This window comes from Corallococcus sp. AB030, from assembly GCF_003668965.1.
Classification (GTDB): domain Bacteria; phylum Myxococcota; class Myxococcia; order Myxococcales; family Myxococcaceae; genus Corallococcus; species Corallococcus exiguus.
Genome location: NZ_RAWQ01000070.1, coordinates 1 through 13,003 on the forward strand (window position 1 = coordinate 1; position 13,003 = coordinate 13,003).

Genomic DNA, 13,003 nt, shown 5'->3' on the forward strand with positions numbered 1-13,003 from the left:
CTTCCCGTCTCCGCCCCACACGCCCGCCCCCTCGGCCAGCACGCCGAAGCGGTACGCGTCCGGGAAGGCATACACGCGAGCCCCGGCGAGCATGCGGAAGGTGGACGGCCGCAGCCTCAGTTGGGGCTCCACGAAGGGCGACAGGATGAGCGTGGGACCCAACACACCGGGTACGTCCAACGGAGGCGTGGCCCACGGGTGGATGGGCCAGGACAGCACCCAGTGGGCGCCATCGCCCCACTCGCGGCGCAGGTCCGGGATGGCGGGCTCCAGGAAGCACAACGTGTAGAGACACAGCGTGCGCTTCCAGGACACCAGGGCCGGGGCGCGGGGCTCCTGCTCGGAGACCTCCTCCGCCCGGGCCGGCGGCGCGGCCAGGAAGCACATCAGGCTCCCGGCCGCGACCGCGTGCTTCACGTCACTTGCCCTGGAAGTTGGCCGGACGCTTGGCCAGGAACGCGGCCATGCCCTCGCGCTGATCCTCCGAACCGAAGAGGACCGCGAAGCCCTGGCGCTCCAGCTCATTGGCGGCGCGCAGGTCCTGATCCGCGCCGTACTCCACCACGCGCTTGGCCTGGGCCACCGCGAGCGGGCCGTTCTTGAGGATCTTCGCGGCCACCGCCTTGCAGTGCTCCATCAGCTTGTCCGCGGGCAGCACCTCCAGGACCAGGCCGATCTCCTTCGCCTTCGCCGCGTCGATGCGGTCCGCGGTGAAGAGCAGCTCCTTCGCGCGGGCACGTCCCAGCAGGCGCGTGAGGCGCTGCGTGCCGCCGAAGCCCGGGATGACGCCCAGGGTGACTTCGGGCACGCCCAGCCTGGCCTTCTCCGACGCGTAGATGAGGTCGCAGCCCAGGGCCAGCTCCAGTCCTCCGCCCAGCGCGAAGCCGTTCACGGCCGCGATGGTGGGGATGGACAGGTTCTCCAGGGACGCGAAGACGTGGTGCCCCAGCGCGGAGAACTCACGGGCCTGCGCGGCGCTGATGGTGGACATCTCCGCGATGTCCGCGCCCGCGACGAAGGACTTGTCCCCGCCGCCGGTGACGATGAGCGCGCGCGTGTCCTCCTTCAGCGAGCGCAGCGCGTGGTCCATCTCGTGGAACGTGGCGCTGTTGAGCGCGTTGAGCGCCTTGGGCCGGTCCACGGTGAGGATGGCGAGCGCGCCGTCCTTCTCGAACTTGATGTTCTGGTAGTCCATGTGCGTGTGGCTCCTGAAGAGGGCTAGTACTTGTAGAAGCCGCGGCCGGACTTCTTGCCGTACCAGCCGGCGTCCACGTACTGACGCAGCAGCGGGCACGGGCGGTACTTGGAGTCACCCAGGCCCTTGTGCAGGACCTCGGCGATGTAGAGCACCGTGTCCAGGCCGATGAAGTCCGCCAGCTGCAGCGGGCCCATGGGCTGGTTGGTGCCCAGCTTCATCGCGGTGTCGATGTCCTCCGCGGTGCCCAGGCCCTCCATCAGCGCGAAGCAGGCCTCGTTGAGCATGGGGATGAGGATGCGGTTGACGATGAAGCCCGGGTAGTCCTTGGAGACCACCGTCGTCTTGCCCATGCGCTCGGCCATCGTGCGGATGGTGGCGTAGGTCTCGTCACTGGTGGCGGCGCCGCGGATCAGCTCCACCAGCTGCATCACCGGCACCGGGTTCATGAAGTGCATCCCGATGACGGACTCGGGGCGCTTCGTGGCCGCGGCGATGCGGGTGATGGGGATGGAGGAGGTGTTGGTGGCGAGGATGCCGCCCGGGCGCACCACTTCGTCCAGCTCCAGGAAGATGCGGCGCTTGAGGTCCTCGTTCTCCGTGACGGCCTCGATGGCGACGTCCACGTCCTTCGCGTCGCGCGCGTTGGTGAAGGTGGCCAGGTTGGCTTCCGCGGTCTGCTGCTTCGCCGCGTCCAGCTTGCCCTTCTCCACCAGCTTCTTCAGGCCGGCCTTGATGCGGTCCGCGCCCTTGGCGAGTCCGTCCTTGTTGACGTCCACCAGCGACACGCGCAGGCCCGCCTGGAGCGCCACCTGCGCGATGCCCGCGCCCATCTGCCCTGCACCGACGACGACGATGTGTTCCGTTGCCATGGCGTCTTCTCTCCTGTGCCGGCGGCCATAACGCACGCCCCCAGGAGGGTCAACGCCGGTCAACGACTGGCGGCGGGCAATCGCAGCTGGCGGACGATGGCCTCACCCTCGCCCACCGTGAGCCGCTCCTCCAGGCGCACGCGCGGCTCGCGCCCCTCCACCTTCACGAACAGGAGCGCGCGGACGGTGCCCTCCGGCAGGCGCATCTTGAACGTCACCTCCGGGGGCGGGCCGTTCGCGAAGAACAGCTCCTCGCGCTTGAGGATGTGCTCCTCGTCGTCCACCACCTGGAGGTCCACGGCGCGCACGCTGCTCCAGCCGTCGCCGGTAAACTGGAAGATGAGCTGACGCTCCGGCAGGTCCGTGGCCTTCCACAGCCACAGCCCCACCGCCACGATGGCGATGAGCGCCAGCCGCTTGGGCAGCGGGTGTGTGCGCCAGCCAGGCCGCGGCTTCTCTGGAGCGGGAGGCGCTGGGGCTTCCGGCGCGGGCGATGCGGTGACTTCCTCCGCCACGTCCTTACTCCCGCTTCGAGCGCTTGGAGGCCGGCCGGCGCGCGTTCACGTCCGTGATGACCACGCGCGCGGTGGGCGCCTCCGCGGCCTTCTTGCTGGCCTTGGGGGGATGCTCCGGCGCGGGCGCCTCTTCCGCCTTCTCCGACGGCACCAGGCGGATCTGCGCCTTGACCTCCACCGTCATGCCGGAGAGCAGCTTGAGGAACTCGTCACGCAGCTTCTCCGACTGCATGAAGCGGCGCAGCTCCTCCGTGACGACGCGGCTGATGTCGTCCTTGGTCTTCTCCGCCTGGGACAGGAGGAAGCCCAGCGCCTCCTTGGGCAGCTTGAGCTGGCCGGCGAGGGCCCGGATGCCCTCCTCGCCCATGAAGACCGCGCCCATGCCGGCCACCGCCATGCGCCGCACGAAGTCCGGCACGAAGCCGCCCGAGCGGTTCTCCCGTCCGGACTGCTGCTCCGAGTCGTCATCGAACAGCGGATCAGGCGGGAGGTCGTCGTTGCCGGCCGGGGCCATGCGGTCTCCTTACACTTCGGTTGAGCCCTACCGGGCCTGCATCACCGGCAGGGGCACGCTCTTCATGGACTGCGCGGACACGCGGCCCGCGATCGCGCGAGCGACGTCCTGGAAGGCCTTCGCCTCCGGGCTGTCCTTGTGCCCCACCACCACCGGCACGCCGGAGTCTCCCGCCTCACGCACCTTGAGGTCGAGCGGGATCTCCCCGAGGAATGGGATGCCGAACATCTCCGCCGCCTTGCGCCCGCCGCCGTGGTTGAAGATGGGCGTGCTCTTGTTGCAGTGCGGGCAGATGAACTGGCTCATGTTCTCCACGATGCCCAGCACGGGGATGTGGACCTTGTCGAACATCTGCTTGGCGCGCACCACGTCCGCCAGCGCCACGTCCTGCGGCGTCGTCACCAGCACCGCGCCCGCGGCCCGCACGGACTGGGACAACGTCAGCGCCACGTCGCCCGTGCCCGGGGGCAAGTCCAGGATGAGGTAGTCCAGCTCCCCCCAGTTCACGTCGCGCACCAGCTGCATGAGGGCGCCGTGGAGCATGGGGCCGCGCCAGATGAGCGCCTGATCCGCTTCCACCAGGAAGCCGATGGACATGATCTTCATGCCGTGGGCGACCAGCGGATCCAGCGTCTTGCCGTTGGGGCTCACCGGGCGCTTGTCCGCGGTGCCCGTCATCAGCGGCACGGAGGGGCCGTAGAAGTCCGCGTCCAGCAGGCCCACCTTGGCGCCGTGCTGCGCGAGCGACGTGGCCAGGTTCACCGCCACCGTGCTCTTGCCCACGCCGCCCTTGCCGGCGCCCACGAGCAGGATGTTCTTCACGCCCGGCAGCAGCGCCCCGCCGCCGGAGCCCCCGGCGACGCCGCGCACCTGGGCGCCCCACTCGATGTCGAAGGACTTCAGGCCCGGCACCGCCTTGAGCGCCGCCTCCGCGTCCGCCTGGATCTTCCCCTTCATGGGACACGCGGGCGTGGTCAGCTCGATCTTCAACTTCACCGTGTCGCCGGTGACGCGCACGTCCTTCACCATGCCGGCCTTCACCAGGTCGACGTGCAGCTCGGGGTCGATCACCTTCGACATGGCCGTCATCACATCGGCCTGGGACACGCTCATCGGAACACCTGAAACCTTTTGAAAACGGGCGCTTGCACGCTCGAAGGGGGGCGGAGATTGCCAGCACTCCGGGGGCTGTCAACGTCGTTTAACGCACATGTCCGGAGGCCGCCCGGCCTTCCTCCAGCACTGGATCGCGCCCGGCTTCTGGCCCTCATTCGATGGCTGCCACCCGGTACTCGCCATCCTCCAGCACCAGCCGCACCGCGCGCTCGCCCCCCAGGGGGAACAGCGCTTCACCCGCCGCCACGCGCACGTGGGTGTTGAGGGCCAGCCGGGCTCGGCGCAGGCGCTCCCGGGCCAGGGGCTCGCGCTCGAAGTCCTCTTTCAGGCGCTCCGGGGTGTAGCGGGCCCTCAGCGGCGAGGCGAGCAGGCCCCATGCGCCCTTCCAGTCGCGGGACTCCACCTGGTCCAGGAACCTCTTCAGCGCCGCTCGGGGCACGTCCGCGGGGCGGGACTCCACCACGCGCCAGTCCTCTCCCTGGCGGGCCAGCGTGACGGACGGGGCCCGGGCCTCCAGCACCCCCGAGCCTGCCCGGACGGCGGCGGCGCGCTCCTTCCGGGCGGCCTCGACGGAGTACTCGTCCAGGAAGGCCCCCTCGCCCTCCGGGGTGCCGGTCGTCAGGCGGTAGGCGTCCGACAGCCGGTTCTCCTCCAGTGCCTTGGCGTACGCCTCCGCGACCGAGGCCGGTTCACGGGACATGGTGGCACAGGCGGTGCCCAGCAACAGGAGGCTCAAGGGGGCAAGACGGGTCATCACTGGCGCGGCAGGGTAGACGCCGGCTCCGGGGCCGGCAATGCCCGGACGTCCGCCCCGTTGGTGCTCCCGCGGACGAACGGTCAGCGGCGCAGCAGCCGGAATAGCCAGACGACGATGTCCGCCAGGTCGACGCCGTCCGACGCGGCTTCCAGGTTCGGGTAGTTGGACGGGTCCCGGTCCCTGGGAAGGCTGTTGCCCGACACGGCGCCCTTCGGGCGGTGCTCGCGGCAGTAGAGGTCGCCGTTGAACGCGTACGCCTGGGGCACGGAGACCTGGATGCCGCAATGGACGCAGGCCAGCGGGGAGAGCACGCCCAGTCCGCCCGTGGGCGAGTCCGACGGCGGCAGCGCGGCCGTGGAGCCTGGACCCTTCCATGGGTCCGCGCCCCCATCCGTCGCCGCGGCGACCTCCCAGCCCCTGGACGTCGCGGGCGTGGGCTTGGGGGCCGTCACCTCGGCCTTCTCCAGGGCCTCGAACTTGCCCGCGTCCAGCCAGGTGCCGCCGCAGTGAGTGCACAGGTCCACGTTACACACGCGTGCGTTGACCATCGCCAGCCGCGCGCCGCAGCCGGGACAGCCCAGGGGTGCGCCGGAGCAGGTGGCACAGACGGCCATGGCGCGCGGGACGAGGTGCCCGCCGGTGCGGCAGCGCGATGCGGCCTGCCTCGCCGCGGTCAGCAGCGGCTTGAGCGAAGGCCGGTCCGGAAAGCGCTCCAGCTCTCCCCGGTCGAAGTACAGACCGTGGCAGCGCGGACAGACGTCCACCTCCACGTCGGAGGCATGGACGACGTTCATGGGCTGGCTGGGGCAGACCGGGCAGGAGCGGGCCATGCCGCGCATGCTAAAGGTCCGACTCTCCCAGTGAAAGGGCGCGACGCCGCTCTCAATCGTCGAACCGGCGGAAGGCCCTGGAGCGCTGGAGGCTCCACGCCGTGGTGCAGAAGGCGTACGTGGCCGGGTGCGCAGCGCCCATCAGCAGCTTGAGCAGCGACAGCCTCGCGCGAGCGTCACCGTAGCGCACCAGCTCGAAGTCGTCCGACGGGACGCGCGCCTCGTCCAGCGCGTGGCGGCAGACCTCCTCGAAGCCTCCGATGCGGTCCACCAGCCCCGCCTCCTTCGCGCGCAGCCCCGAGTAGACGCGCCCCTCCGCGCGCTGGTGGATCTCCTCCTTCGTCCGGCCGCGTGCCTGGGCCACCAGCTCCAGGAAGGACTGGTAGCCCTCCTCCACCTCTCGCTCCAATGCGGCGCGCTCGTGCGGCGTGAAGCCCCGCGACGAGGAGAAGAAGGCCGCGTTCTCGCCCCGCGCCAGCGTGGTGCGGTGGATGCCCAGCTTCTCCAGCAGCTCGCCGTACTCGAACTTGCCCACGAAGATGCCGATGGAGCCCACGACGGCATGGGGCGCGGACCAGATCTCCTTCGCGCCGATGGCCGCCATGTAGCCGCCGCTCGCGCAGATCTGATCCACGTACGCGATGACGGGCTTCTGCTTCGCCACGCGCTTCACCGCTTCCAATATCTGCTCGGACGCGAGCGCTGATCCGCCGGGGCTCCCCACAGCCAGCACCACCGCCTTCGCGCGCGGATCCCTCCCCGCCTTCCGCAGCGCCTTCACCACCGAGTCCGCCGCCGCGAACCGGCCCGCGCCGCCGCTGCCCGGGATGATGATGCCCGCCACGTCCACCACCGCCAGCCGGGGCTTGCGGCGCAGCCGGCGCCACTTCACCGGCGGGAACGCGAGCGTCGCCAGGTACGCGTCATACGTGGGCACCGGGGGCTCCTCGTCCTTCTTCGCCTCCAGGCCCAGGTGGGCGCCCAGGTCCGCCTCGTGGACCAGCCCATCCACCAGCCCCGCCTCCAGCGCCCGCTTCGCGCTGTAGGGCCCCGAATCGATGAGCGCCCGCGCCTCCTCCGGCGTCTTGCCCCGGTCGCTGGAGATGGCCTCCACCAGCACGGCGTAGCGCTCGTCCAGGAAGGACTCCAACGTCTGGCGCTGGATGTCGGACACCTTGCCGTCCGTGAAGAGCTCCGGCGCCGTCTTGTAGTCGCCGCGCCGCGCGAAGTGCGCGTGGATGCCCACCCGTCCGAAGGCCTCGCCCAGCACCGTGGCCTCGGCGGCGTAGCCCACCAGCTCCACCCGGCCCATGGGGGCGAGCAGCACCTCGTCCGCCGCGCCCAGCACGGGGTAGGCGTCCGTGTCCACCATCACCGCCCAGGACACCACCCGCTTGCCGGCGGCCTGGAAGTCCGACAGCAGGGTGCGGAGGGCCTCGCGCTTGGCGTCCGGGATGCCCAGGCCCTCCAGCTCCAGGAGGATGCCCTCCACCTTCGGGTCAGCGGCCAGCACCTTGAGTGCACGGCCCAACGCTTCCAGTGACGTCACCGTGGCGGGCTCCACCGTGGCGCCGCCGAAACGAAATCGTTGCACGGGGCGCGGGCGGTACGGGAGCTCGCCCGCGAGCCGGAAGCGGATCCACGTGGGTCTTTTGCGCGCCGCCATCAGACGAAAGGGCAGGCCCAGGAGGAGTCGCAGCCCCAGGAGGAGGTTCGCCAGGAGGAGGAAGGGAAGGCGGAGCATGCGCCGCCCGTAACGCCCCGCGCCGGGCGAAGCAACCCCTGTTCACCCGCGCCGGGAGGCTCTGTTAGGCTGAAGGCCCATGCCCTCCCCCTCCCTCCCCCGGCTTGTCCTCGTCCTCGCCCTTGTCTGGGGCGGCGCTGTCCTGGCGCAGCCCCAGCGCCGGCAGCCTCAGGAGTTCCAGAACCGCAAGGAGTTGACCCAGGAAGAGAAGGACGCCGCCAAGGCGCGCGCCATGGGCAACAACCTCAACGGTTACGGCAAGGACGTGCAGATCAAGGAGACGCCCATCCCCTGGATGGCCATTGGCCTCGTGGGCATCGTCTTCCTCGTCGCCGCGCCCTTCGCCATCCGCGCCTACCGCGGCACCGTCAGGGACATGTCGGACACCAACACCTTCGGCGCCCGCGGCAACGCCACCGAGGACGAGGCTTAAGCGCCTCGCCCTTCCCCCTCACCCCGGGCGGACCTCCACGCTTCCGCCCGGATCCACCTGAAGGTGCACCGGCAGGAAGCGCCGCAGCACCTCCGCCTGGACCGTCAGCTCGTCGGTGATGCGAGCGGCGGTGAAACGCGTGGTGCCCGGCGTCACGGCCCCCAGCCTCCCTGACGCCAGGAGCGCCGCCGGCAACAGCAGCTGTTCCGCCAGGTGTTCGTCGAGCGCGCCGCCCGTCTCCATGAAGCGGGTCAGCGCCTCCGCCGCCTCGCGCCCCACCCCTTCGGCGTCCAGGCCCCGCTCGCCCAGCGACGTGAAGCCCGCCACGGTGTGCTCGAACTGCGCCAGCACGAGCGTCGCGGAGCCCTGTGAGCGCGTCACCGCCAGCGGCCGGTTGTCCGCCTCCGCCAGGATGCCCCGCTCGCGCAGCGCGGCCACCGCGGCGCGGGACTGACGCTCCGCCACCGCGAAGGGCAGCCCGCCCACGACGGACATCACCCGCACCTCCCGCAGCACGCCGCGCGCGGGCAGGTCCACGCGCACGGGCGGTTCGGCCGGGGCGCCCACCTCCGCGGTGAACTCGCCCGCGCCCTCCGGAAGGAAGCCCGCGTGGGTGAGCGACAGCTGAACGGGCAGCCCGTATGCGCGCGCCACCGACTGCCACGCGCCGACGAGCTCGTGGAAGCTGGGCCCGCCCCTCAGGTGCGTGGCGCCTCGCAGCGTGAGCCGTCCGCCGCCCGCGAGCGCCAGCGGGTACACCAGACACTGGAAGAGCCGGGGCGTGCTGCCGGACGCGCCGGCCTCCAGCAGGTAGTCCCCCGCGCGCACCGGGCCGGGCGTGAAGCGCAGCTCCGTGGAGCCCACGGAGGCGCCCTCGCTGGTGCCGCCGCTCAGCGCGTCCGCGCCGCGCACGTAGGCCAGGTGATGGGGACGCAGCCCCGGCGGGTCGCGGTGCCCGCGCAGCCCGCTGAGATGGAAGGGACGGCCGGTGATGAGCGACAGGGACAGCGCGGAGCGGAGGACGTGGCCGCCCCCCTCCCCCAACTTTCCGTCGAGCAGCACCCGCCCGGCGTCGGGCCGGTCGTGACCGGTCATGTCCCTCCCGTCATGGCGTGTCGTGGCGCGCGGCCCGGTGAAGGGCCACCCGCGTGGTGGCGGGCGCGCAGCCTAGCAGACCGCGCGCGAGCGAACCGGGGATCTACTCGTCCAACGCGGGCAGGACGTTCACCTTCAACGCACTGGGCTGGGCCGCCGTGTGGTGCAGCCGGTGCATCGCACGCACGAAGTCGGTGGGCTTCGCCTCGTAGATGCTGGACACGTAGGTCTGCGGGTTGCGGTCGATGAACGGGAACCAGCTCGACTGCACCTGCACCATCAGCCGGTGGCCGCGCTGGAAGGTGTGGAACACGTCGTTGATGACGAAGCGCACCTTCGTCACCTCGTTGGGCGTGAAGGGCTTGGGCTGGGAGTAGCTGTCGCGGAAGCGGCCGCGGAACGGCTCCCCTCGCACCAGCGTCTGCTGCGCGCCCCGGTTGTGCTCGCCGGACTGTTCCTGCTCCTTCGTCCAGCCGGGCACCTTCCCGGGGTTCACGTCCACCAGCTTCACCACCCAGTCCGCGTCACTGCCCGTCGTGGAAACCCACAACTCCGCCTCCAGCGGGCCCGCGAGCGTGAGGTCCTGGGTCAGCGGCTCCGTCTGGTACGTGAGCACGTCCGGCCGGCGCGAGGCGAAGCGCTGATCCTCCGTCATGTACGACTTGGACCAGCCGGGGCTCAGGTCCTGCGTGTACGGCACGGGCTTCGCCGGGTCGCTCACGTATTCGTCGAACGACGGCGCCGCCGCCTTGGGGGCCTGGAACGCCAGCGCGCCCTGGGGCTGGAAGTACAGGCGCGCCTCCTTTGTGCCCTTGGGCGGCCAGGCGTCCAGCTGGCGCCAGCGGTTGGCGCCGCCTTCGAAGACGAGCGCCTCCGGCACGGCCGCGTCCGGGCCTCCCTTCAGGTGCTGCTTGAAGAAGGCCAGCACCAGGTCCTGATACGTGGCGCTGGTGGGGAAGCCGAAGTCCGCGTCTCCCAGCGACGCGCCCTCCCCGCGCATCCATCCGCCGTGGGGCCACGGGCCCATCACCAGCGTGTTGGCGATGCCGGGGTTCTGCTTCTCGATGGCGGCGTACGTGCGCAGCGGCCCGTAGAGGTCCTCCGTGTCGTACCAGCCGCCCACCACCATCACCGCCGCCTTGATGTTCTTCAGGTGCGGCAGCAGGTTCCGCGCCTGCCAGAAGGCGTCGTAGTTGGGGTGCGCGGTGATGTCCTTCCAGAAGGCCACGTCCCCGTGGAAGTGCTTCGCGTCCGCGTTGGCCACCGGGCCCAGGTCCAGGAAGAACTGGTAGGCGTCCGGGGTGCCGAAGTCGAAGGGCTTCCACTCCACGTCATCCGTGGGCGCGGGCCGGGGCTTTCCGAAGACGGAGAAGAAGCTGAACGCCAGCTGGAGGTTGAGGGCGCCATGCCGGTGCATGTCGTCCCAGAACCAGTCCGCGATGGGCGCCTGCGGCGACACCGCCTTGAGCGCGGGGTGCGAATCGATGGCGCCCGCGGACGTGTAGAAGCCCGGATAGGACACGCCCCACATGCCCACCTTGCCGTTGTTGTGGGGCACGCGCTTCACCAGCCAGTCGATGGTGTCGTACGTGTCGCTGCTCTCGTCCACCTCCTTGCCCTTCTTGGTGTCGCGGTGGGGGCGCACGTTGACGAACTCGCCCTCGGACATGTACCGGCCGCGCACGTCCTGGAAGGCGAAGATGAAGCCCTCCTTCTCGAAGCCGGGCAGGCCCAGGGTCCTGGGATAGCGTCCCGCGCCGTAGGGGTTGATCGAGTACGGCGTGCGCATCATCAGCACGGGGTAGCGCTTCTGGGGGCTCGCGTCGTTGGGGACGTAGAACGTCGTGAAGAGCTTCACGCCGTCGCGCATGGGGATGCGCACCTCGTACTTCGTGAAGTGCGACCGGACGAACGCGGCGCGTTCATCCTCTGGACTCGCGGGCGGCTTGGGCGGCGCGGCGGGGGCCTGCGCGAGGGCGGGACCGGACAGCGAGAACAGCGCGAGCGCGGCCACGAGGCCGCGGGGGTGGAAGGCCATGCTCCCCTCCTCTTTGCGGAAAATGCGGGGGAAATTCGGAAGGAAATGCATCTTGGGCGATGCCGACCGGGCACGGAAGCTGGATCGCCCGCCGCATCGCGCCGCGCTCGGAGCGTGCAAGGCTTGCACACGCTCCTCGCATGCGCGGCACGGCAATCCTTGCATGCACGGCAAGGTTTGCGCGCTCCGCACAAAACAGAAATCCGTAGCCAACTTCACGCGCACGGTCCGTTCCATATGCAGCGGGGACGCGATGGTGCGCCCCACGGATTCGAAGGCCTGTGGAGATGGACACATGAAGGCGAGCGGCAGGACGTTGACGCGGTGGTGCCTGGCGATGGGGCTCCTGACGGCCCTGGGCGCAGAGGCGGATCCGCCGCCGGTGAACAGCGCGCAGGGAACGAAGCTGCACGGCTCGGGGCGCTTCGAGAACGTGAACATCCCGTTGAACTCCATCGAGGTCTCCGCGCCTCCCACCGGGCTGGTTTGCGAGCCACCCATGGCGGCGATGTCTGGCGGGCGGCTGGTCGGCGTCCAGATCTGTACGGGTGGCAATCCCCCGATGCCGGTGCGGGTCCTGGAGGGGGTGGGCCTCGTGGGCACGTCCTTCCGCGCGCCCTTCGAGGGGCGCTCGGTGAAGCTCACCATCGATCAGGTCCGGTGCCACGTCGGCATCACGGCGCCCACCTTCCCGTGCACGGACCAGAACGTGGCTGACGGCAAGGCGTTCTGGGAGTACCGCGTGACGGCGTCCACGGAGGACGCGGCGCCCCAGGCGCTGTGCCCCACGGGCAGCGGATTCGCGCTCGCGGTGCCGCATGCGTGGTCCACGGGCGGCGAGCTGATCCCCAACTACGAGTACTTCACCTTCGCCTGCGCGCCGAAGGACGAGGGCACGAGCCAGCCGTTCTTCGTGGGCGGCGGCGTCATCGCCAAGTGCATCGACTGGGGCTATCCGCCCTGGAACGCGACGTCCTCGCAGGGCGTCGCGCGGGAGTACCACCAGCTGTGCACTCGCATGGCCACGGCGGACTACTGCGGCGAGGGCCGGAGCAACACGCTGGACGGGACGCCGCTGAAGTTCATGGGCCCGAACGACGCGATCCAACTGGACGGAGGAAAACTGCCGGTCGCCCTGGAGGGATACTCCCTGGAGGCCGTGTGGAAGGTGGATGACTGCGGTGGTGTGCGGCCGCTGTGCCTGAGCAAGAAGCGCTGGGACACGCTGCCCCTGGAGGCCACGTGCGTGAACCGCAAGCTCCTCCTGGCCCCGCGTGCGACGCGGCCCTGCGAATCGATGAACCTGTCGGCCTATGCCAGCTCGACGCTGCTCGTGTCCTATTCGCTCTTCATCGACCGGTCGCTGGTGATGTTCAAGGACGTCGCCAACAACAGCTACGTGACGACCACCGCGGTGACGGTGGATGAGTCGACCATCGAAGGCGGCAGCAGCGTGACCGGCGTCCACCTGGACCTGGATGCGGACGGAGCGGCGGACGTGACGCCGTTCACGCCGCAGCGCAAGGAGGGGCCCATCCTCTCCTCGAAGCTGCCGGCCGACATCCGGACGCGCATGGGCAGCCTCATCAAGCCGCTGTACCGGTGCGCGAACAGCAACGGGCGCTACCTGCTCACGGACGATCACCAGTGTGAACGCCTCGCGGGCTTCGCCCTCCAGCCCCTCAACGGAGACCAGGGCATCGAAGGCTTCGTGTACAGCTCCGTGGACGTCACCAGCGCGGGTCAGCGCCGGCCGCTGAAGCTGTGGCGGTCCCTGCTGACGCCGGGCGTCTTCGCGACGTCCACGCAGGCCCAGCCCGGGTTCATCCTCGTCCGGGAGCTGGGCTACCTGCCGGCGGTGGGACAGCTGCCGGCGCGCGATCTCTGAGTCATG

Annotated in this window: 13 protein-coding genes; 2 read left to right on the plus strand and 11 right to left on the minus strand. The window is 70.3% G+C overall.

The window, feature by feature from the left end; all coding sequences use genetic code 11:
* From D7Y15_RS18365 to sppA, 9 genes are all read right to left on the minus strand, one after another.
* On the minus strand, window positions 1-417 hold a 417-nt coding region (locus tag D7Y15_RS18365; RefSeq protein ID WP_121753414.1), incomplete at its 3' end, for a hypothetical protein.
* Window position 418: 1 nt separating this feature from the next.
* Window positions 419-1,195 (minus strand): enoyl-CoA hydratase-related protein, encoded by a 777-nt coding sequence (locus D7Y15_RS18370; protein WP_121753389.1) that lies wholly within the window; start codon window positions 1,193-1,195, stop codon window positions 419-421.
* Window positions 1,196-1,218: 23 nt separating this feature from the next.
* The gene (locus D7Y15_RS18375; protein ID WP_121753390.1) at window positions 1,219-2,067 is read right to left on the minus strand and encodes a 3-hydroxyacyl-CoA dehydrogenase family protein; all 849 of its coding nucleotides are present in this window, start codon (window positions 2,065-2,067) and stop codon (window positions 1,219-1,221) included.
* Between the two features lie 59 nt (window positions 2,068-2,126).
* Window positions 2,127-2,582 carry a hypothetical protein gene (locus D7Y15_RS18380; protein ID WP_169827851.1) on the minus strand — a complete coding sequence of 152 codons (456 nt, stop codon included), beginning with the start codon at window positions 2,580-2,582 and terminating at the stop codon, window positions 2,127-2,129.
* A 4-nt stretch (window positions 2,583-2,586) separates the two neighbouring features.
* Window positions 2,587-3,096 (minus strand): hypothetical protein, encoded by a 510-nt coding sequence (locus D7Y15_RS18385; RefSeq protein WP_121753391.1) that lies wholly within the window; start codon window positions 3,094-3,096, stop codon window positions 2,587-2,589.
* Between the two features lie 27 nt (window positions 3,097-3,123).
* Window positions 3,124-4,209: an iron-sulfur cluster carrier protein ApbC gene (gene apbC, locus D7Y15_RS18390; RefSeq protein ID WP_120579926.1), complete on the minus strand. Its 1,086-nt coding sequence runs from the start codon at window positions 4,207-4,209 to the stop codon at window positions 3,124-3,126.
* Window positions 4,210-4,363: 154 nt separating this feature from the next.
* Window positions 4,364-4,966: a hypothetical protein gene (locus tag D7Y15_RS18395; protein WP_121753392.1), complete on the minus strand. Its 603-nt coding sequence runs from the start codon at window positions 4,964-4,966 to the stop codon at window positions 4,364-4,366.
* A gap of 83 nt (window positions 4,967-5,049) precedes the next feature.
* A complete protein-coding gene (locus D7Y15_RS18400; RefSeq protein ID WP_158627141.1) occupies window positions 5,050-5,799 on the minus strand; it encodes a zf-TFIIB domain-containing protein in 750 nt (249 codons plus the stop codon).
* 52 nt (window positions 5,800-5,851) lie between these two features.
* Window positions 5,852-7,543 carry a signal peptide peptidase SppA gene (sppA, locus tag D7Y15_RS18405; protein WP_121753394.1) on the minus strand — a complete coding sequence of 564 codons (1,692 nt, stop codon included), beginning with the start codon at window positions 7,541-7,543 and terminating at the stop codon, window positions 5,852-5,854.
* 79 nt (window positions 7,544-7,622) lie between these two features.
* Here sppA and D7Y15_RS18410 point away from each other — a divergent pair, with 79 nt between their 5' ends.
* The gene (locus tag D7Y15_RS18410) at window positions 7,623-7,976 is read left to right on the plus strand and encodes a hypothetical protein (protein ID WP_121753395.1); all 354 of its coding nucleotides are present in this window, start codon (window positions 7,623-7,625) and stop codon (window positions 7,974-7,976) included.
* Window positions 7,977-7,994: 18 nt separating this feature from the next.
* Here D7Y15_RS18410 and D7Y15_RS18415 read toward each other — a convergent pair whose 3' ends face one another.
* Window positions 7,995-9,071, minus strand: a complete 1,077-nt coding sequence (locus tag D7Y15_RS18415; RefSeq protein ID WP_121753396.1) for an RNA 3'-terminal phosphate cyclase — start codon at window positions 9,069-9,071, stop codon at window positions 7,995-7,997.
* A gap of 103 nt (window positions 9,072-9,174) precedes the next feature.
* On the minus strand, window positions 9,175-11,109 hold the full coding sequence (locus tag D7Y15_RS18420; RefSeq protein ID WP_121753397.1) for a CocE/NonD family hydrolase: 1,935 nt from the start codon (window positions 11,107-11,109) through the stop codon (window positions 9,175-9,177).
* 295 nt (window positions 11,110-11,404) lie between these two features.
* Here D7Y15_RS18420 and D7Y15_RS18425 point away from each other — a divergent pair, with 295 nt between their 5' ends.
* Window positions 11,405-12,997 carry an ADYC domain-containing protein gene (locus tag D7Y15_RS18425; RefSeq protein ID WP_121753398.1) on the plus strand — a complete coding sequence of 531 codons (1,593 nt, stop codon included), beginning with the start codon at window positions 11,405-11,407 and terminating at the stop codon, window positions 12,995-12,997.
* Window positions 12,998-13,003 lie beyond the last annotated feature (6 nt).

Coding starts and splice junctions, on each gene's coding strand:
- D7Y15_RS18370 (WP_121753389.1), bottom strand. CDS start 1,195: ATGGACTACCAGAACATCAAGTTCGAGAAGGACGGCGCGCTCGCCATC.
- D7Y15_RS18375 (WP_121753390.1), bottom strand. CDS start 2,067: ATGGCAACGGAACACATCGTCGTCGTCGGTGCAGGGCAGATGGGCGCG.
- D7Y15_RS18385 (WP_121753391.1), bottom strand. CDS start 3,096: ATGGCCCCGGCCGGCAACGACGACCTCCCGCCTGATCCGCTGTTCGAT.
- apbC (WP_120579926.1), bottom strand. CDS start 4,209: ATGAGCGTGTCCCAGGCCGATGTGATGACGGCCATGTCGAAGGTGATC.
- D7Y15_RS18395 (WP_121753392.1), bottom strand. CDS start 4,966: ATGACCCGTCTTGCCCCCTTGAGCCTCCTGTTGCTGGGCACCGCCTGT.
- D7Y15_RS18400 (WP_158627141.1), bottom strand. CDS start 5,799: ATGGCCCGCTCCTGCCCGGTCTGCCCCAGCCAGCCCATGAACGTCGTC.
- sppA (WP_121753394.1), bottom strand. CDS start 7,543: ATGCTCCGCCTTCCCTTCCTCCTCCTGGCGAACCTCCTCCTGGGGCTG.
- D7Y15_RS18410 (WP_121753395.1), top strand. CDS start 7,623: ATGCCCTCCCCCTCCCTCCCCCGGCTTGTCCTCGTCCTCGCCCTTGTC.
- D7Y15_RS18415 (WP_121753396.1), bottom strand. CDS start 9,071: ATGACCGGTCACGACCGGCCCGACGCCGGGCGGGTGCTGCTCGACGGA.
- D7Y15_RS18420 (WP_121753397.1), bottom strand. CDS start 11,109: ATGGCCTTCCACCCCCGCGGCCTCGTGGCCGCGCTCGCGCTGTTCTCG.
- D7Y15_RS18425 (WP_121753398.1), top strand. CDS start 11,405: ATGAAGGCGAGCGGCAGGACGTTGACGCGGTGGTGCCTGGCGATGGGG.